Genomic DNA, 17879 nt, shown 5'->3' on the forward strand with positions numbered 1-17879 from the left:
GAGAGGTCACTTGGCGGCGTCCACGGGCAGGTGGGGCTTGGTCGCGTAGGCCACGAAGCTCTTGCCGACGACCGGGTTGAGCAGCTGCTCGGCGACCCGGGTCACGGCGGGCTTCTTCATGATGTCCCAGACCAGCAGCTTGTGGTACGCCTTCACCGGCAGCGCCTTGTCGTTGTCGACGCCGAAGGCGCACTTCAGCCACCAGTACGGGGCGTGCAGGGCGTGCGCGTGGTGGGTGCCGTACGGCTTGAGGCCGGCCTGGCGCATCTTGGCGAGCAGCTCGTCGGCCTTGTAGATGCGGATGTGGCCGCCCTCGACCTCGTGGTACGCGTCGGAGAGCGCCCAGCAGACCTTCTCGGGGCCGTAGCGCGGGACGGTGACGGCGATCCGGCCGCCCGGCTTGAGGACCCGGACCATCTCGGCGAGCACGCCCTTGTCGTCCGGGATGTGCTCCATGACCTCGGAGATGATGACGACGTCGAAGGACTCGTCGGGGAAGGGCAGGTTGAGCGCGTCGCCCTCCATCGCGGTGGCGCTGGCGCCGGCCGGGGCCTCGCCGGCCTCCTTCATCGCCGCGAACCACTTGGCGACCTCGCGGATCTCCTCCGCGTTCTGGTCTAGGGCGACCACCTGGGCACCGCGCCGGTAGCACTCGAAGGCGTGCCGCCCGCCGCCGCAGCCCAGGTCGAGCACGCGGTCGCCGGGGGCGAGCGGAAAGCGGGTGAAGTCGACGGTCAGCACGGGTTCCTGCTTTCGCGGTGGAGGGAGGCCTGCGCGCCCTGCTGGGCGATCGCCGCGCGGTACAGCTCGGCGGTGCCCTGGGCGGCCCGCGCCCAGGTGAAGCGCTCAAGGACCCGCTCGCGGCCCGCCGCGCCGAGCCGCGCGCCGAGCCCGGGATCGGTGAGGACCCGGCCGAGGGCCGCGGCCAGCGCGCCCGCGTCGCCCGGGGGGACGGCCAGACAGGTCTCGCCGTCGGTGCCCGCGACCTCGGGGATCGCGCCGCCGGTGGTGGCGACCAGGGGGGTGCCGGTGGCCATCGCCTCGGCGGCGGGCAGCGAGAAGCCCTCGTACAGGGAGGGGACGCAGGCGACCTTGGCGGAGCGGTAGAGGTCGACGAGCTCGGCGTCGGTGACGCCCTTGACGAACTCGACGGCGCCCTCCAGGCCGTACCGCTCGATGGCCTGGGCGACCGGCCCGTCCTCGGCGCGCTTGCCGACGACGACGAGGTGGGCGTCCGGGTGCTCGGTGCGCAGCTTGGCGAGCGCCTCGATCAGATGGACCAGGCCCTTGAGCGGGACGTCGGCGCTGGAGGTGGTGACGATCCGGCCGGGGACCTCGGCGACGGACGGGTCGGGCGACCACAGGTCGGTGTCGGCGCCGATGTGGACGACGCCGACGCGGTCCTCGCGGACGCCGAGGTGCTCGACGATCTCGTGGCGTGAGGTGCCGGAGACGGTGAGGACGGAGGGCAGGCGGCGGGCGACGCGCTTCTGCATGCGGGTGAAGGCGTACCAGCGGCGGACGGAGGCGCGGCGCTTCCAGTCGGCGGCGGCGTCCAGCTCCAGCTGCCGGTCGACGGTGATCGGGTGGTGGATCGTGGTCACCAGCGGGGCGCCGAGGGCGCGCGGGCCGCCGAGGAGTCCGTACCCGAGGGTCTGGTTGTCGTGGATGACGTCGAAGTCGCCGCGGCGGGCGGCGAGGGCGCGGCGGGCGCGCAGCGAGAAGGTCAGCGGCTCCGGGAAGCCGCCGGTCCACATGGTGGCGACCTCCAGGCCGTCGATCCAGTCCCGGTACTCGGCGCGCTTCGGGGTGCGGAACGGGTCGGGCTGGCGGTAGAGGTCGAGGCTGGCGATCTCGGTGAGCGGGACGCCCTCGTCGAGCGTGGGGTACGGCTGGGAGCCGAGGACCTCGACGCTGTGGCCGAGCCGGGCGAGCTCGCGGGAGAGGTGCCGGACGTAGACGCCCTGGCCCCCACAGAACGGGTTCCCCTTGTACGTGAGGAGAGCGATCCGCAACGGACCGTCACCGCCCGGCGTGACACCCTGCCGGGGGCTTGCCTCTATGGCCTCCGCGGTCATGTGCGACCCCCTTCGAGCGTGTATTTCGCGGGAGCGTAACCGCCCGCGCTAATCTAGAACAAGTTACAGACTTGATCGTTCATGATCTTCTGGCTTGATCTTCTTGATCCTTCAAGGAGGACAGAATCTACCGGCAGGTAGCTCCGCCGTGAGAAGCCGGATCAGGTGATTCGCACCACGGCCGGAGCCCCGCGATACTGTCGCTCCTCCACCGCACGGAACGGGGCCCCATGACCGTGGAAGACAGACCGGCGTCTCCGCCTCTGACGGAGCGTCAGGAGGCGCGTCGCCGGCGCATCCTCACGGCGAGCGCGCAGCTCGCCGGGCGCGGCGGGTTCGAGGCCGTGCAGATGCGGGAGGTCGCGGAGGCCGCCGGCGTCGCGCTCGGCACGCTCTACCGCTACTTCCCCTCCAAGATCCATCTGCTGGTCGCCACCATGCAGGACCAGCTCCAGCACATGCACACCACGCTCCGCAAACGTCCGCCGGCGGGTGCCGACCCGGCCGGGCGCGTGGCCGAAACCCTCATGCGGGCCTTCCGGGCGCTCCAGCGCGAACCGCAGCTCGCGGACGCGATGGTCCGCGCGCTGACCTTCGCGGACCGGAGCGTGAGCCCCGAGGTGGACACGGTGTCCCGGCTGACCACCGCGATCATCCTGGACGCGATGGGGACCGAGCATCCGACGCCTTCGCAGCTCTCGGCGGTGCGGGTGATCGAGCACACCTGGCACTCGGCGCTGATCACCTGGCTGTCGGGCCGGGCCTCGATCGCACAGGTGAAGATCGACATCGAGACGGTCTGCCGGCTGATCGACCTGACCGCGCCGGGGGCCGGCGAGGCCCCCGGGCGCGGCTGACCCCCGGGGGATCAGGACTTCTTCTTGCTCTTCTCCTTCTCCAGGTCCGCCTTGAACAGCTCCTCGCACGCGGGCGAGGTGTCGTTGGCGATGAAGAGCACCATCTTGAACTCGCCCATGGTGTGCTCGCTGGCCTTCAGCTTCCACTGGCTCTTGGTGAGGGGCACGATCCTGGACTCGCCCTGGTCGACGCCCTGCCCCTCCTTCCAGCCGCCCTTGCCGAGCGCGTCGAGCGTGTCCGTGTAGGACTTCTTGGGGTTGACGGCCTTCTCGGTGTCGGGCGTCCAGGAGACCATGCAGTTCTCCAGGCCGGGCGGCACGTCGTCGCCGGCGGCGTCCTGCGTGAAGCCCGCGGCCTTCGCGGCGGTCTCGATCTCCTTCTTCACCGCGTCGGCGGACAGACCGCCCTCGGCCGACGGGGCGGCCGAGGCCCCCGAACCGCCCGGGGTCCCCTTGCCGGCGTCGCCGCCCTGCCCACTGCACCCCGCGACCGACAGCACCGCACCGGCGGCCACAGCCGCGGCCACCCACCTCGCCTTGCGCACAACTCTCCCGATTCCCCGTGCACGAGGGCCCGTTGCCCCCGTGATCAAGGGAGTAGTTTTGCACGTGGGAACGGCGACTCAGGCAGGAGAGTGCCAGGCCGCGACTAGTCCTCGGGAGGGAACACCGGCTCCCCGCCGTCCACCAGGGTGATCGAGATGGCCTCCACCGGGCAGCCCTCCGCGGCCGCCAGGACCCGTTCGCTGGCGTCGAGTTCGCCCTCGCGCGGGTGGGACTGGCGGGCGGTGTCCAGGCGGAAGCCCTGGGGGGCGTGGTTGACGCACATGCCCGAGCCGATGCAGACCGTGCGGTCCACCTCGACGTGCCAGCGGTCGCCCATCACGCGCCACCCGGCCCCTCGTAGCCGGCCGGCAGGTGGATCATCTTGTGCTCCAGGTACTCCCCCAGGCCCTCGGGGCCGAACTCGCGGCCGACGCCGGAGTTCTTGTAGCCGCCGAAGGGGCCGAGCATGTCGAGGCTGAAGGTGTTGACGTTGAAGGTGCCGGTGCGGACCCGGCGGGCGAAGTCGACGCCGTGCTCGACGTCGCCGGTCCACACGCTGCCGCTGAGGCCGTAGTCGGAGTCGTTCGCGACCCGCAGGGCCTCGTCCTCGTCCCCGTACGGCAGGAGGCAGATGACCGGGCCGAAGATCTCCTCGCGGGCGATCCGCATGGAGTTGTCGACGCCGCCGAAGAGCGTCGGCTCGACGTACCAGCCGCGCTCCAGGCCGGCCGGACGGCCGCCGCCCGTGAGGACCTTGGCGCCCTCCGCCTGGCCGATGGAGATGTAGTCGAGGGAGCGCTGCTGCTGGCGGCGGGCGACGAGCGGGCCGACCTGGGTGGCGGGGTCGAGCGGGTCGCCGACCACGAGCGCTCCGGCCGCCGCGGCGAAGGCCTCGGCGATCTCCTCGTAGCGGGAGCGCGGGGCGAGGATGCGGGTCTGCGCCACGCAGGCCTGCCCGTTGTTCATCCAGGCGGCCGGGACGATCCCGGCGACGGCCGCGTCGAGGTCGGCGTCGGGCAGGATCACGGCGGCGGACTTGCCGCCGAGTTCGAGGGTGACGCGGGTGAGGTTGCGCGCGGCGACCTCCATCACGCGCTTGCCCGCCGCGACCGAGCCGGTGAAGGACACCTTGTCGATGCCAGGGTGCGCCACCAGGTACTCGCTGACCTCGCGGTCCGCCGGCAGGATCGACAGCACGCCCTCCGGCAGACCGGCCTCGGCCGCGATCTCGCCGAGGATGTACGAGTCGAGGGGCGACTCCGGCGAGGGCTTGAGGATCACGGTGCAGCCGGCCAGCAGCGCGGGCCCCAGCTTGGCGGCGGCGGTGAACTGCGGCACGTTCCACGGCACGACCGCCGCGACCACCCCGACCGGCTCGCGCCGCACGAGCAGCGGGCCGAGGACACCGTCCCGCCGCTCCTCGTAGGCGTACGCGCGGGCCACGGTGATCGCCGAGTCCCACACCATCATCGCGCCCAGAGCCTGGGCGAGGACGGACCAGGAGTACGGGGAGCCGTTCTGCGAGCTGATCGAGCGGGCGATCTCCTCGTGCCGGACCGCGACGGCGTCCTTGATCCGCCCGACGACCTCGATCCGCTCCTCCAGCGTCATCCGCGGCCAGGGCCCCTCGTCGAAGGCCCGGCGGGCGGCGGCGACGGCCCGGTCGACATCGGCCTCGGCGGCGTGCGGGACGCGGCCGATGACCTCCTCGGTGTGGGGGGAGATCACCTCGATGACCTCGCTGCCGAGCGGGTCGGTCAACTCGCCGCCGATGAACAGTTTTCCGTGCTCCACAAGCTCGGTCATGACCGACTGCCTCCCGGAACCACGCGCCGATGCCGATATCCGCCGGGCGATGTCTGCCTGCCGGTATCTGACTGTGTTTCAGAACTGATACCAGTTCTAGTTCTGCTTGACCAGACTCGGGACGGCGGGCGCACCGGCGCCCGCCGGTCTAGACTTTGAGACGGAGCGGAAGAACCCGCGGCCGCGCGCGCACTCCGGCCGCCGACGTCACCCTCCCCCACGCCCAGAGGAGCAGCCATGCGTACCCTCGCGCGCTCACATCCGCACCGGGCCCGGCGCATGACGGCGGCCGCGGTCTCGTCCGTCGCCGCGGTCGCCCTGCTCGTACCGACGACCGCCTCGGCGGCACCCGCGCCGGCCGCGCAGCCCGTACCCGAGAGCGTCTCCGTCGCCACGAAGGCGCCCGCCCCCTTCCTCTTCCAGTACACCTTCAACGGGCACCTGAAGATCGGCGGCGGCAACTTCACCGTCGACGGCCCGGTCACCCTCTACGTCAAGCTCAACAACGGCACCGTCATGTTCCGCCAGACGGTCATCGCCCGGACGCACTCCATCACCCCCGGCGGCGCGATCTACGTGGAGACCACGATCAGTTCACCCTGCGCCCCCGGCAACAACGGCTACGCCCGCGCGTTCGACCGCACCACGCAGACCTGGTCGCCGCGACTGCCCGTGCCGGTGTGCCAGCGGATCGACTGAGCCGCGTCCGATCATTCGGTCTCCCCAGCTATTCTGACGCTGCGTCAGTTCTCGTTATAGTGCTGCGACAGCCGTACCGGCACGCAGAGACGAGGGCGCTCATGACGCAGGCGACCGACCAGGTGACCGAGCACGGCGGAGGCGTCTGGTCACTGCGGGTGCCCATCCCCGACAACCCCCTCGGCCACACCCTCGTCCACGTCCTCGACACCGACCGCGGCCCCGTCCTCGTCGACACCGGCTGGGACGACCCCGCCTCCTGGCACGAACTCACCACCGGACTCGGCACCCTGGGCATCGGCATCCAGGACGTCCACGGCGTCGTCGTCACCCACCACCACCCCGACCACCACGGCCTCTCCGGCCGGGTCCGGGAGGAATCCGGCGCCTGGATCGCCATGCACGCCGCCGACATCGCCGTCGTCCGCCGCACCAGCAGCGCCGAACCCGGCAGCTGGCTCGACTACCTGGCCCGCAAACTGGCCGCCGTCGGCGCCCCCGAGGAACACACCGCCCCCCTGCTCGCCGCCCGCGCCGACGGCCGGATGCGGACCCTGCCCGGCCTGTCCTCCGCCCTGCCCGACCGGGAGATCGTCCCCGGCGAGCTGCTCGACCTCGCCGGGCGCCGGCTGCGCGCCGTCTGGACCCCCGGCCACACCCCCGGCCACGTCTGCCTCCACCTGGAGGAAGCCCACCCGGCCGGCCTGCCCGGCCACGGCCGGCTCTTCTCCGGCGACCACCTGCTCCCCGAGATCAGCCCCCACATCGGGCTGTACGAGGACCCCGACGAGGCCACCGCCGCCGACCCCCTCGGCGACTACCTCGACTCCCTCGAACGCATCGGACGGCTCGGCGTCGCCGAAGTGCTCCCCGCCCACCAGTACGCCTTCCCCGACGCCGCCCGCCGGGTCCGCGAACTCCTCGACCACCACGAGGAACGCCTCGCCGGACTCCTCGCCCTCCTCGCCACCCCGCTCACCCCCTGGCAGCTCGCCGAACGCATGGAGTGGAACCGCCCCTGGGAGCTGATCCCGCACGGCTCCCGCAACATCGCCGTCAGCGAGGCCGAGGCCCACCTCCGGCGCCTGGTCAAACTGGGCCGTGCCGAAGCCGCCCCCGGCACGGACCCGGTCGCCTACCAGGCCGTCTGAGACCCCCGCCCCCACCACCGGTGTGACGCACCGCGCCCCGTCCCGGCGGGGCGAGGCCGGTAGAGTGGGCGGTCGTCGTCATGCCCGTACAGGGGAAAGCCGGTGCGATTCCGGCACTGACCCGCAGCCGTGACATGCCCGCAAGGGCATGGAGTCGGAATGCCCGGTACGGGACGTGAGCGCCGGCACCGTCGAGGAATACGGCGCCGGAGGCTGGCTCCCCGGGTGCCGGTGTCCGGTGCCCGCAGGAGAGGGACCCATGATCAGCGTTCGCCGTGTCGCCGCCGCACTCGCGGCCGGTGCCGTGCTCAGCACCACCGCCGCCGGAGTGGCCGCCGCCGCACCCTCGCCGACGCCGACCCCCGCGAAGATCCCCGCCGGTCTGTACGGCACGACCGACCCGACCTACGACGGCGTCTGGCGCCAGTCGCTGGCCTTCCTCGCCCAGCGGACCTCCGGCATCCAGCCCGCCGACCACGCCGTGGACTGGCTGCTCGGCCAGCAGTGCGACTCCGGCGCCTTCGCCTCGTACCGCCCCGACCCGGCGAAGCCCTGCGACGCCAAGACGATGCCCGACAGCAACGCCACCTCCGCCGCCGTCCAGGCGCTCGCCGCGGTCCGCCGCCAGTCCCACGCCCCCGAGAAGGCCGAGAAGGCCGCCAAGGCGGGCGCCGCCTGGCTCAAGAGCGTGCAGAACAAGGACGGCGGCTGGAGCTACACCCCCGGCGGGCCCAGCGACGCCAACTCCACCTCCCTCGTCGTCAGCGCCTTCGTCGCCGTCGGCGAACGCCCCGGCGACATCAAGTCCGCCGACGGCAAGAACCCGTACGACGCCCTCCTCACCTTCGCCCTGCCCTGCACGGCCAAGGAAGGCGCCGGCGCCTTCGCCTACCAGCCCGACAAGACCGGCGCGCTGCTCGCCAACGCCGACGCCACCGCCGCCGCCACCCTCGGCGGACTCGGCAAGGGCATCACCGCCCGCGGCACCCAGCCCGAGCAGCCCCCCGTCTGCAAGGACCTGCCCAAGCAGACCGCCGACCGGGCCGCCCTCAACGGCGCCTCCTACCTCGCCGCCCAGCTCGCCAAGACCGGCCACCTCACCACCCCGCCGATGCCCGGCGCCGCCGAGACCGCCGAACTCCCCGACTACGGCAACACCGCCGACGCCGTCGTCGCGCTCGCCGCGGCCGGCGCGAAGAAGGAAGCGACCGGCGCCCTGGCCTGGCTGGAGAAGAACTCCCCCACCTGGGCCAAGGAGAACGGCCCCGCCGCCTACGCCCAGCTGGTCTTCGCCGCCCACGCCATGGACACCGACCCGCGCAGCTTCGGCAGCGCCGACCTCTTGGAGCAGCTGAACGCCACCGGGCCCGCCCCCAAGGCACCCGACAACTCGCAGGCGTCCACCACCGCCGAGGACGACGAGTCCGGCTTCGACCTGTGGTGGATCATCGGCGTCGGCATGGTCGTCGGCGTCGGCATCGGCTTCCTCCTGAGCGGCCGCAAGAAGTGAAGGCCCGCACCGGTCTCGCCGGTGGCGCCGCCGGCCTCCTGATGCTGCTCGCCGCCGCGCCCGCCCAGGCCGCCGGCTACCGCTACTGGTCCTTCTGGGAAGCCGGCGGCAAGGACGGCGGCTGGGCCTACGCCACCCAGGGCCCGGCCACCTCCCGGCCCGCCGACGGCGACGTCATCGGCTTCCGCTTCGCCGTCAGCAACGACTCCGCCGACGCCTCCCAGCCCTCCGCCGCACCCGCGTTCGCCACGATCTGCGACGGCGTGAAGAAGGAGGACGGCAGCAAGCGCGTCGCCGTCGTCATCGACTTCGGCGGCCCCCTCGACGCCCCGCCCGGCGAGACCCCGCCCGCCAAGGTGCTCCAGGTCGGCTGCCCGCAGGTCCGCGAGGACGCCACCGCCGCCGAAGCGCTCGCCGCCGTCGCCAAGCCGCTGCGGTACGACACCAACGCGATGCTCTGCGGCATCGCCGGCTACCCCGCCAAGGGCTGCGGCGAACAGGTCGCCGCCCCACCGGACACCTCGGCGTCGAAGCCCGGCGCGACACCGGCCGGAACGCCGGCCGGAACGCCGGCCGCCGCCGCTCCCGAACACTCCGGCGGCCCCTCCTTCGGGCTCGTCGCGGGCGGAGCCGCCGTGCTGCTCCTCGGCATCGCCGGCGTCTGGCAGGCCCGCCGCCGCCGCGGATGACCCGCCCCCACCGGCTGCGCGCCCCCGAAGCCAACCGCTCGAACGCCCTGCACCCCGGAGCCTGGTGGCTCTGGGCGCTCGGCCTCGCCGTGGCCGCCTCCCGCACCACCAACCCGCTCGTCCTCGGCCTGATCATCGGCGTCGCCGGCTACGTCGTCGCGGCCCGCCGCACCGACGCGCCCTGGGCCCGCTCGTACGGCGCCTTCGTCAGACTCGGCCTGTTCGTCGTCGCCCTGCGCGTCGTGTTCTCGCTCGTCCTCGGCTCGCCCATCCCCGGCGAACGCCTGCTCTTCACCCTGCCCGAAGTGCCGCTGCCCGACTGGGCCCAAGGCGTACGCATCGGCGGCCGGGTCACCGCCGAACAACTCGTCTTCGCCCTCTACGACGGGCTGAAACTCGCCACCTTGCTCATCTGCGTCGGCGCCGCCAACGCCCTCGCCAACCCGGCGCGGCTGCTCAAATCCCTCCCCGGCGCGCTGTACGAGGTCGGCGTCGCCGTCGTCGTCGCCATGACCTTCGCCCCCCACATGGTCGCCGACGTCGTCCGGCTCCGCACCGCCCGACGGCTGCGCGGACGCCCCACCGGAGGCGTACGCGCCCTGCTCCAGATCGGCCTGCCGGTCCTCGAAGGCGCCCTCGAACGCTCCGTCGCCGTCGCCGCCTCCATGGACGCCCGCGGCTACGGCCGCACCGCCCAGGTGCCGCCCGCCGTCCGGCGCACCACCGCCGTCCTCACCATCGGCGGACTCCTCGGCGTATGCGCCGGATCGTACGGGCTGCTCGCCGCACAAGGAGCCGGATACGGGCTGCCGCTGCTCGCCGCCGGACTCCTCGCCGCCGTCGCCGGACTACGGCTCGGCGGACGGCGCGCCGCCAGGACCCGCTACCGGCCCGACCACTGGGGCGTCCGGGCCTGGCTCGTCGCCGCCTCCGGCATCACCGTCGCCGTCGCCATGATCTGGGCCGCGTCGGCCGCCCCCGACGCGCTCCACCCCGGCGTCGTCCCCCTCCAGGCACCCGAGCTGCCGCTGTGGCCCGCCGCGTCCGTCCTCCTCGGCCTGCTCCCCGCCTTCGTCGCCCCCGTTCCGAAGGAGACCACCCGATGATCCGCTTCGAGAACGTCTCGGTGACCTACGACGACACCGCCGCGCCCACCCTCAGCGGGCTCGACATCACCGTGCCCGAAGGGGAACTCGTCCTGCTCGTCGGACCCTCCGGCGTAGGCAAATCGACCCTCCTCAACGCCGTGTCCGGACTCGTCCCCCACTTCACCGGCGGCACCCTGCGCGGCCGGGTCACCGTCGACGGGCGCGACACCCGCACCCACCCGCCCCGCGAACTCGCCGACCTCGTCGGCACCGTCGGGCAGGACCCGCTCGCCCACTTCGTCACCGACACCGTCGAGGACGAACTCGCCTACGGCATGGAATCCCTGGGCCTCGCCCCCGCCGTCATGCGGCGGCGCGTCGAGGAAGTCCTCGACCTGCTCGGCCTCGCCGAACTCCGCGACCGGCCCATCGCCACGCTCTCCGGCGGACAGCAGCAGCGCGTCGCCATCGGCTCCGTCCTCACCCCCCACCCCAAGGTCCTCGTCCTCGACGAACCGACCTCCGCGCTCGACCCCTCCGCCGCCGAGGACGTCCTCGCCGTGCTCCAGCGGCTCGTCCACGACCTCGGCACGACGGTCCTCATGGCGGAACACCGCCTGGAACGGGTCGTCCAGTACGCCGACCAGGTCCTCCTCCTCCCCGACGGCATCCTCGGGCGGCCCGCCGACATCATGGCCGTGTCACCCGTCCACCCGCCCGTGGTCGCCCTGGGGCGGCTGGCCGGGTGGGAGCCGTTGCCGCTGTCCGTGCGGGATGCGCGGCGGGCGGCGGGGGGGTTGCGGGAGCGGTTGGGCGGGGCGGATCCAGCCTCGCCGGAGTGTGAGGCGCGGGGGTCCGGGGACGGAGCCACCGGGACGAGCCGCGGGCCCGAGGCGCCTGCGGCGGGCCTTCTTCCCCACCCCGCCCCTTCCCGAACCGGGGCTGCGCCCCGGACCCCCCTTCCGGGGCTCCGCCCCGGACCCCGGTCCTCAAACGCCGGACGGGCTGGATGTACCCCCACCGGCGGGACTCCGGCGCCGCCGGTCGAACCCGCACAGCCGGCGTCACCGGCCGACTCGGCCCTGCCGGTCGACTCGGCCCTGCCGGTCGATTCGGCCCCGCCTGGAAATCTCGCCCCGCCCACAAATACAGCCCCGCCGGCGTTTGAGGCGCGGGGGTCCGGGGGCGGAGCCACCGGTTTCGGGAAGGGGCGGGGTGGGGGACTCTCCCTCTTCCGACGGCGCCGCACCCTCCCTGCCCCCGGCACCCCCGGCCTCCCCCTCGTCGACGTCGAACGGCTCGCCGTCCGCCGCGGCCGCGTCGAGGCCCTGCGCCAGGTGACGCTCCAGGTCGCCGCGGGCGAGACCGTCGCGCTCATGGGGCGGAACGGGGCCGGGAAGTCGACGCTGCTCGGCACGCTCGTCGGGATGATCGCGCCGACGGCCGGCACCGTCCGCGTCGCCGGCCTCACCCCGCACGCCACGGACCCGCGGGCCCTGATCCGGCAGGTGGGGCTCGTTCCGCAGGAGCCTCGGGATCTGCTGTTCGCTGACACGGTGGCCGCCGAGTGCGCGGCCGCCGACGTGGACGCGGGGGCGGAGCCGGGCAGCTGCCGGGCGCTGGTGTCGGAGCTGCTGCCGGGGGTCGCGGACGTGACGCATCCGCGGGACCTGTCGGAGGGGCAGCGGCTGACGCTCGCGCTGTCCGTGGTGCTGACGGCCCGCCCGCCGCTGCTGCTGCTCGACGAGCCGACCCGTGGTCTGGACTACGCGGCCAAGGCCCGTCTGGTGGCGCGGCTGCGCGGGCTCGCGGCGGAGGGGCACGCGATCGTGCTGGCCACGCATGACGTGGAGCTGGCGGCGGAGCTGGCGCACCGGGTGGTGATCGTCGCGGGCGGCGAGGTGGTCGCGGACGGGCCGACGGCCGAGGTGGTCGTGTCGTCGCCGGCGTTCTCGCCGCAGGTCGCGAAGATCCTCGCGCCCCAGCCGTGGCTCACCGTCGAACAGGTGGAGGCGGCCCTGTGAACGCGCGGCCGATCCGCCTGGGCGCCCGTTCGGTCGTCGCCCTGGTCCTGGTCTCCGTCGTCGGGCTGATCGCGGTCGGCTGGCCGCTCTTCGCCGACGCGGGTTCGGCGCTGACCGACCACGCCGCCGACGCCCCCTGGTTCTTCGCCCTGCTGCTTCCTCTCCTGATCGCGGTGGTCGTGGCGACGATCGCGGACTGCGGGATGGACGCGAAGGCGGTGGCGATGCTGGGGGTGCTGGCCGCGGTGGGCGCGGCGCTGCGGCCGTTGGGGGCGGGGACGGCCGGCCTGGAGCCGATGTTCTTCCTGATGGTGCTGAGCGGCCGGGTCCTGGGGCCGGGTTTCGGTTTCGTGCTGGGCGCGGTCACGATGTTCGCGTCGGCCCTGCTCACGGGCGGCGTGGGGCCGTGGATGCCGACGCAGATGCTGGCGATGGGCTGGTTCGCGATGGGCGCGGGCCTGCTGCCGGGGCGGCTGCGGGGGCGGGGCGAGCTGCTGATGCTCTCGGCGTACGGCTTCGTGGCGGCCTTCGCGTACGGCACGGTCACCAATCTGTACGGCTGGGTGACGGTCGGCGGCCTGGGGCAGGGCGTCTCGTTCCAGCCGGGGGCGCCGGTGCACGAGAACCTGGTCCGTTTCCTGGCGTACGTGGTCGCGACCTCTCTCGGTTGGGACCTCGGGCGGGCCGTGCTCACCGTGGTGCTGACGCTGACCGTCGGCGGCGCCCTCCTGAAGGCGCTCCGGCGGGCCACGCGGCGCGCGAACTTCGAGGCCCAGGTCACATTCGAGGCCCCTGGGAGGGCCCTCCCGGGTGAGGCGCCTCATAGGACCCACGTCACGTACGACGGGAAATAGTAGGCGGTTGGGGGTGGGGCAAATGCCCCCATACGGGGGGTCTACCTGCGGAAACGGGGCAGAGCTCGCGTCGGGGCTGTGGGCGGGGTCCGAACCTTCCTCGTACTGGGGGTCGTTGCGCCGCCGTCCGGGGTTTGTTTCTCTGGTGGACGTCGCCAGGCAGCCGGTGCTCATCGCAACGGCACGGCCGGCCGGTTCCCCCCAGTTCCCGGGTCTCCCGGGCCCTGGTTCCGGCATGCCGAAACCCCTGGCACGGACCCAGTCCCCGACGTTAGGTTGACGTTTTGTTCCGCTCGATCGCCACTCGTGCCCACTCCCGCAAGAAGTCCTTCGCCGTGACCGCAGCGGTGCTGCTCGGCGCCTCGGGTGCGGTGCTCGGCACGACGGGTACGGCTTCCGCCGCCACCCCCCAGGAGATCGCCCGACAGATCGTGCCGCCGGCGCAGTACGCGTCCTTCAGCAAGATCGTCGAGCACGAGTCCGGCTGGAACCACACCGCCACCAACTCCTCCAGCGGCGCCTACGGCCTGGTCCAGGCCCTGCCCGGTTCGAAGATGTCCTCGGCCGGTTCCGACTGGAAGACCAACCCCGCCACCCAGATCAAGTGGGGTCTCGACTACATGAACGAGCGCTACGGTTCCCCGAACGGCGCCTGGAACTTCTGGCAGTCGCACGGCTGGTACTAAGAGTCACCACGCCGCACCGCGCGCCACCCGCAAGGCCCCGCCCTCCGCATGGAGGGGCGGGGCCTGCGGCGTTTCCGGGGCAGGCCCCGCCCCTCACTGCGCGTTCAGCGCCTCCGTCGGGGTCATTCGGGCGGCCCGCACCGACGGGTACACGCCCGCCGCCATCCCGACGAGGAGCGCCCCGCCCAGGCCCGCGCCCGCCGCGCCGGGCGGGACGACCGCCGGCCAGTCGCGCCACAGGGCGTAGCCGGCCGTCGCGCCCGCGCCGAGCGCGGTGCCCGCGAGCCCGCCGAGGCCGCTGAGCACCACGGACTCGGTGAGGAACTGTCCCCGGATCTGGCCGCGGTTCGCCCCGAGCGCCCGGCGCAGGCCGATCTCCCGGCGCCGTTCCAGGACCGAGATGAACATGGTGTTGGCCACGCCGATCCCGCCGACGAGCAGCGCGACGCCGCCGAGGCCCAGGAAGAGCGCCGAGAAGGTGCTCTCGGTGGCGCGTTTGGCGGCCAGCGCGTCCGAGGGGCGGCTGACCTGCACCAATCCGGGCATCTGCGGGTAGAGGGTGGGGGCGAGGACGTCCCGTACGGCTTCCAGGGAGTCCTCGCGCGCCTTCACGTAGACGACGGTGGGGTGCCCGTCGAAGCCCAGGCGGTCGCGGGCCGCCTGCCAGCCGACCAGGACCGAGCTGTCGATCTCGGGGGCGAGCGGGACCGGCGCGAGGACGCCGATCACCGTGAAGAGTCCGTCACCGACGGCGATCTGCGGCGGCGGGGCCCCGGGCACGATCCGGGGGATGCCGAGCCGTTCGGCGGCCCGGTGGCCGAGGACCACCGTCGGGAACGCCGCGGACGCCGTGTCGAGGGCCCGCCCCGACGCCGGCCGGGCGCCCAGCGCCGGCAGCAGGTCGGTACGGGCCGCGAACGCGGTGATCCCGGCGCCGTCGCTGACCGGCACCTTGTCCGAGCGGCGGACCGGCGCGTGGGTGTTGCCGACCGCGCTCACCGCGGTGACCGGTCCGATCCGGCGCACCGAGCCGACCGCGTCCTCGGCCAGCAGCACCGGCGGGTCGCGGTCCGGCATGGGTTCGGCGCGCAGCAGGTTGGTGCCCATCGCCGACAGCTCGGCCATCAGCGCCTGCCGGCTGGAGGCGGGGATGCCGATGACGAGGATCAGCGTGGCGATGCCGAGGGAGATGCCGAGCGCGGACAGCGCGGCGCGCAGCTTCCTCGTACGGATGCCGAGGAGCCCGAGGGAGAGGATGTCCCGGGGGGCGAGCCGTACGGGCTTGGCGGCGCGGGTCATCGGGCACCCCCGGTGGCCGGGTCGGTGGCCGTGTGGGTGGCCGGGTCGGTGACCATGTGGGTGTCGGTGGCGGTGTCGGCGACGATCCGGCCGTCCAGGATCTCCACCCGGCGGGGCAGCCCGGCGGCGATGTCCCGGTCGTGGGTGATCAGCGCGATCGTCGTGTCCTCCGCGTTGAGGCGGGTCAGCAGGTCGAGCACCGCCCGCCCGTTCGCGGTGTCCAGGGCGCCGGTCGGCTCGTCGGCGAGGACCAGCGAGGGCCGGTTGACCAGGGCGCGGGCGATGGCGACGCGCTGCCGCTCGCCGCCGGACAGCTCGTGCGGCCGGTGCCCGGCGCGGTGGCCGAGCCCGACCCGTCCGAGCGCCTCCAGGGCGAGCGGGCGGCGCCTGCGCCGGGGCACCCCGGCGTACAGCAGACCGGTCGCCACATTCTCGGCGGCGCTGAGGCCGTCGGTGAGGTGGAACTGCTGGAACACGAACCCGAGCCGGCGTCCGCGCAGCGCGGACAGCTGCCGGTCGCCGAGGCGGGCGATGTCCTGCCCGTCGATCTCGATCGTTCCCGAGGTGGGGCGGTCCAGGGTCCCCATGAGGTTGAGGAGGGTCGACTTCCCCGACCCCGACGGGCCGACGATCGCCACCAGCTCGCCGCGCCCGATGGTGAGCGAGACGTCGTCGAGGGCCGTCACCCCACCGGGGTAGCGGCGCGAGGCCCGGCGGACGGCGAGGGCGGGGGTAGGGGTGGGGGTGGGGGTGGGCCCCGTGCTCTCCTCGTACCGGCTGTCCTGGAGGGTCATGAGGCCGTCACGACCTCGGTGCCGTTCTTCAGGCCCGCGCCCCGCACCTCGACCAGGCCGCGCGAGAACATGCCGGTCTCCACGGCGATCAGCGTGCCGTCGGGCCGCTGCACCGCGTACCCGCCCTCGCTGAGCGCGAGCAGCGCGCCGACCGGTACGGCGAGGACGCCCTTGCGGGTCTCGGCGGTGAACCTGACGCGGACGGACGCCGAGTCGAGGTCCTCGACCGCCGTCACGCTGTCCAGTTCGACGGTGACGTCCACCTTGGCGGGGCCGCCGCCCGGCAGCCCGCTGTCCGGCTGGTCGCCGCCGGTCGCCGTACGGCTGACGGCGGTGACCCGGCCGGGGGCCTCCTTGCCGTCCGGCAGGACCACGGTGACCTTCGTGCCCTCACCGAACGTGCCCGTCTCGGTCGCCGCGACCGACACGGTGACGGCCTTCGCCGTCGAAGTGAGCGTCATCAGCTCCTCCCCGGCGTCCGCGCCGAGCTGCGCCCGGACCGCGCCGACCCGCACAGGACCGGGCATGACGACGACGTCGCCGACGTCGAAGGTGCCGGTCTGCGCCATGCCGATCCGCTTCTGCCAGCGCTTGATCGCCGCGCTCAGGGCGGCGGTGAAGCGGCCCCGGTCGGCGCCGGAGTCCGTCACGGACGTCCCTTCCGTACCGCCGCCGGGGACGCGGTCGATGTCGTAGCCGAGCGCCCGGAGGTTGTCGGCGACCACCTTCACGTCGCCGCCGGTCGCGCCCTTCTCCAGCTTCCGGAACAGCGGGGTGGCGCCGAAGAACACCGGCACCGGCCGGTCGTCGACCTTGTAGAGGGTCCTGCCGCGCCCGACGGTGGCGCCGCTCTTCGGCAGCCAGGTGACCACGCCCTTGCCGGCGCCCTTCAGCGGGCGCTCGGCGCCGAAACCGAGCGTGCCGCCGAGTTCCTTGGTGTCGGAGAGGTCGGTGGTGCGGACGGTGGCCTTGGTCACCCGGGCGGTCCCGGCGGACGCCGGGCCGTCGGGGCCGGAGCCACCGCCGTTCGCGAGGGCGAGGCCGCCGGTGACCGCGCCGACGACGGCGAGCGCGACGAGTCCGAGGACGGGTCCGCGCCGGCGGCGGCGGGCCGGCTCGTGGGCGGCCGGGTCAGCGCTTGCCACCGAACGCCTCCAGCATGCAGGCGCGGTCCAGGTCGTCGATCTCCTTCTCGCTCAGCTTCGGGGTCGAGGTGGCGTAGGTCCAGCCGCTGAAGTCGGGGTTGAGGGTGACCTCCGCGCCCTTCTTCTGCATGCACGTGACCTGCGCGGCGAACTGCTCGCGGTACTTGGGGTTCTTCTTCTCGTCGAGCTCGTCCGGCATCATCGGCATCGTGCCGTCACAGGCGTCGTACGCGGCCTTGGGCTCGCGCTTGTCGGGTTCGGCGACGACCTCGTGGGTGGGGTCACCACTGTCCGGGCCGGGCGCCTTGGCGTCGCGGGCGGGCACGAAGCGGACGCCGTTCGTCTTGAGGCAGCCGTAGTAGCGGTCCCAAAGGCGGTTGATCTCCTCGTCCGTGGAGTCGAGCCGCCACTGCGGGCGACCCTCGTCGGCGGCCTTCGCCGGGGCGGAACGGGTGGTCTCCGGAGCCTTGGACCGGCCGTCGTCGAGGGAGGCGACGCCGTCGCTCCTCCCCGCCGCCCCGTCCTCCGCCCGGACCCCCTCGCCTCCGCCGCAGGCGCTGAGCAGGAGGGTGAGGGCGAGGGCGCCCGTGGCGAGGGCGGTGGAGCGTGTCGTACGCGTCCGCGTGGTGTTCTGCATGCCGCCGAGACTTCCG

At 73.5% G+C, this 17879-nt stretch carries 18 protein-coding genes; 9 read left to right on the top strand and 9 right to left on the bottom strand.

All coding sequences use genetic code 11. The features are described 5' to 3' along the window. Positions 1-6: 6 nt before the first annotated feature. Both ACZ3ZE_RS02740 and ACZ3ZE_RS02745 read right to left on the bottom strand, forming a co-directional pair. A complete protein-coding gene (locus ACZ3ZE_RS02740; protein WP_361163622.1) occupies positions 7-741 on the bottom strand; it encodes a class I SAM-dependent methyltransferase in 735 nt (244 codons plus the stop codon). Continuing rightward, positions 735-2078 (bottom strand): glycosyltransferase family 4 protein, encoded by a 1344-nt coding sequence (locus ACZ3ZE_RS02745; RefSeq protein WP_361163620.1) that lies wholly within the window; start codon positions 2076-2078, stop codon positions 735-737. Before ACZ3ZE_RS02745 ends, ACZ3ZE_RS02740 begins: the two co-directional genes overlap by 7 nt. A gap of 230 nt (positions 2079-2308) precedes the next feature. Here ACZ3ZE_RS02745 and ACZ3ZE_RS02750 point away from each other — a divergent pair, with 230 nt between their 5' ends. Further along, entirely contained in the window at positions 2309-2935 is a 627-nt protein-coding gene (locus ACZ3ZE_RS02750; RefSeq protein ID WP_361163618.1) for a TetR family transcriptional regulator, read from the top strand. An 11-nt stretch (positions 2936-2946) separates the two neighbouring features. Here the strand turns inward: ACZ3ZE_RS02750 and ACZ3ZE_RS02755 are convergent, their stop codons facing one another. The 3 genes from ACZ3ZE_RS02755 to ACZ3ZE_RS02765 form a co-directional block, all read right to left on the bottom strand. Then, the gene (locus ACZ3ZE_RS02755) at positions 2947-3462 is read right to left on the bottom strand and encodes a hypothetical protein (RefSeq protein ID WP_361163616.1); all 516 of its coding nucleotides are present in this window, start codon (positions 3460-3462) and stop codon (positions 2947-2949) included. Between the two features lie 122 nt (positions 3463-3584). Then, a complete protein-coding gene (locus tag ACZ3ZE_RS02760) occupies positions 3585-3818 on the bottom strand; it encodes a ferredoxin (RefSeq protein WP_361163614.1) in 234 nt (77 codons plus the stop codon). Next, entirely contained in the window at positions 3818-5287 is a 1470-nt protein-coding gene (locus ACZ3ZE_RS02765; RefSeq protein WP_361163612.1) for an aldehyde dehydrogenase, read from the bottom strand. Before ACZ3ZE_RS02765 ends, ACZ3ZE_RS02760 begins: the two co-directional genes overlap by 1 nt. Before the next feature lie 237 nt (positions 5288-5524). On the opposite strand from ACZ3ZE_RS02765, the gene ACZ3ZE_RS02770 reads away from it, so the two are divergent. The 8 genes from ACZ3ZE_RS02770 to ACZ3ZE_RS02805 all read left to right on the top strand — a co-directional run bounded on the left by ACZ3ZE_RS02770 (position 5525) and on the right by ACZ3ZE_RS02805 (position 13988). Beyond that, positions 5525-5986, top strand: coding sequence for a hypothetical protein (locus ACZ3ZE_RS02770; RefSeq protein WP_361163610.1), 462 nt, complete (start codon positions 5525-5527; stop codon positions 5984-5986). Positions 5987-6087: 101 nt separating this feature from the next. Next, positions 6088-7137 (top strand): MBL fold metallo-hydrolase, encoded by a 1050-nt coding sequence (locus ACZ3ZE_RS02775; protein ID WP_361163608.1) that lies wholly within the window; start codon positions 6088-6090, stop codon positions 7135-7137. A 259-nt stretch (positions 7138-7396) separates the two neighbouring features. Then, positions 7397-8647, top strand: coding sequence for a prenyltransferase/squalene oxidase repeat-containing protein (locus ACZ3ZE_RS02780; protein WP_467257099.1), 1251 nt, complete (start codon positions 7397-7399; stop codon positions 8645-8647). Positions 8648-8688: 41 nt separating this feature from the next. Beyond that, complete coding sequence (locus ACZ3ZE_RS02785; protein ID WP_467257510.1) at positions 8689-9336, top strand: SCO2322 family protein; 648 nt, start codon at positions 8689-8691, stop codon at positions 9334-9336. Next, positions 9333-10442: an energy-coupling factor transporter transmembrane component T gene (locus tag ACZ3ZE_RS02790; RefSeq protein ID WP_361163604.1), complete on the top strand. Its 1110-nt coding sequence runs from the start codon at positions 9333-9335 to the stop codon at positions 10440-10442. Before ACZ3ZE_RS02785 ends, ACZ3ZE_RS02790 begins: the two co-directional genes overlap by 4 nt. After that, the gene (locus ACZ3ZE_RS02795; RefSeq protein ID WP_467257101.1) at positions 10439-12448 is read left to right on the top strand and encodes an ABC transporter ATP-binding protein; all 2010 of its coding nucleotides are present in this window, start codon (positions 10439-10441) and stop codon (positions 12446-12448) included. Before ACZ3ZE_RS02790 ends, ACZ3ZE_RS02795 begins: the two co-directional genes overlap by 4 nt. After that, positions 12445-13302, top strand: coding sequence for an ECF transporter S component (locus ACZ3ZE_RS02800; RefSeq protein ID WP_361163600.1), 858 nt, complete (start codon positions 12445-12447; stop codon positions 13300-13302). Before ACZ3ZE_RS02795 ends, ACZ3ZE_RS02800 begins: the two co-directional genes overlap by 4 nt. Positions 13303-13586: 284 nt before the next feature. Continuing rightward, positions 13587-13988, top strand: a complete 402-nt coding sequence (locus ACZ3ZE_RS02805) for an aggregation-promoting factor C-terminal-like domain-containing protein (RefSeq protein WP_361624210.1) — start codon at positions 13587-13589, stop codon at positions 13986-13988. A gap of 93 nt (positions 13989-14081) precedes the next feature. Here the strand turns inward: ACZ3ZE_RS02805 and ACZ3ZE_RS02810 are convergent, their stop codons facing one another. From ACZ3ZE_RS02810 to ACZ3ZE_RS02825, 4 genes are read right to left on the bottom strand one after another with little or no spacing between them, the layout of a single operon-like run. Further along, complete coding sequence (locus ACZ3ZE_RS02810; RefSeq protein ID WP_361163598.1) at positions 14082-15287, bottom strand: ABC transporter permease; 1206 nt, start codon at positions 15285-15287, stop codon at positions 14082-14084. Further along, entirely contained in the window at positions 15284-16081 is a 798-nt protein-coding gene (locus ACZ3ZE_RS02815) for an ABC transporter ATP-binding protein (protein WP_467257103.1), read from the bottom strand. The genes ACZ3ZE_RS02810 and ACZ3ZE_RS02815 overlap by 4 nt, the downstream gene beginning before the upstream one ends. Then, the gene (locus ACZ3ZE_RS02820) at positions 16078-17226 is read right to left on the bottom strand and encodes a peptidoglycan-binding protein (protein ID WP_361624201.1); all 1149 of its coding nucleotides are present in this window, start codon (positions 17224-17226) and stop codon (positions 16078-16080) included. The genes ACZ3ZE_RS02815 and ACZ3ZE_RS02820 overlap by 4 nt, the downstream gene beginning before the upstream one ends. Then, entirely contained in the window at positions 17213-17863 is a 651-nt protein-coding gene (locus ACZ3ZE_RS02825) for a hypothetical protein (protein ID WP_361163592.1), read from the bottom strand. The genes ACZ3ZE_RS02820 and ACZ3ZE_RS02825 overlap by 14 nt, the downstream gene beginning before the upstream one ends. Between the last annotated feature and the right edge of the window lie 16 nt (positions 17864-17879).

The organism is Streptomyces sp. NPDC023157 (assembly GCF_055560575.1).

What these genes read in the sequence shown, in the direction of transcription:
- ACZ3ZE_RS02750 (WP_361163618.1), top strand. Translation starts at nt 2,309, where the DNA reads ATGACCGTGGAAGACAGACCGGCGTCTCCGCCTCTGACGGAGCGTCAG.
- ACZ3ZE_RS02785 (WP_467257510.1), top strand. Translation starts at nt 8,689, where the DNA reads ATGCTGCTCGCCGCCGCGCCCGCCCAGGCCGCCGGCTACCGCTACTGG.
- ACZ3ZE_RS02795 (WP_467257101.1), top strand. Translation starts at nt 10,439, where the DNA reads ATGATCCGCTTCGAGAACGTCTCGGTGACCTACGACGACACCGCCGCG.
- ACZ3ZE_RS02760 (WP_361163614.1), bottom strand. Translation starts at nt 3,818, where the DNA reads ATGGGCGACCGCTGGCACGTCGAGGTGGACCGCACGGTCTGCATCGGC.
- ACZ3ZE_RS02770 (WP_361163610.1), top strand. Translation starts at nt 5,525, where the DNA reads ATGCGTACCCTCGCGCGCTCACATCCGCACCGGGCCCGGCGCATGACG.
- ACZ3ZE_RS02780 (WP_467257099.1), top strand. Translation starts at nt 7,397, where the DNA reads ATGATCAGCGTTCGCCGTGTCGCCGCCGCACTCGCGGCCGGTGCCGTG.
- ACZ3ZE_RS02765 (WP_361163612.1), bottom strand. Translation starts at nt 5,287, where the DNA reads ATGACCGAGCTTGTGGAGCACGGAAAACTGTTCATCGGCGGCGAGTTG.
- ACZ3ZE_RS02825 (WP_361163592.1), bottom strand. Translation starts at nt 17,863, where the DNA reads ATGCAGAACACCACGCGGACGCGTACGACACGCTCCACCGCCCTCGCC.
- ACZ3ZE_RS02775 (WP_361163608.1), top strand. Translation starts at nt 6,088, where the DNA reads ATGACGCAGGCGACCGACCAGGTGACCGAGCACGGCGGAGGCGTCTGG.
- ACZ3ZE_RS02810 (WP_361163598.1), bottom strand. Translation starts at nt 15,287, where the DNA reads ATGACCCGCGCCGCCAAGCCCGTACGGCTCGCCCCCCGGGACATCCTC.
- ACZ3ZE_RS02790 (WP_361163604.1), top strand. Translation starts at nt 9,333, where the DNA reads ATGACCCGCCCCCACCGGCTGCGCGCCCCCGAAGCCAACCGCTCGAAC.
- ACZ3ZE_RS02745 (WP_361163620.1), bottom strand. Translation starts at nt 2,078, where the DNA reads ATGACCGCGGAGGCCATAGAGGCAAGCCCCCGGCAGGGTGTCACGCCG.
- ACZ3ZE_RS02815 (WP_467257103.1), bottom strand. Translation starts at nt 16,081, where the DNA reads ATGACCCTCCAGGACAGCCGGTACGAGGAGAGCACGGGGCCCACCCCC.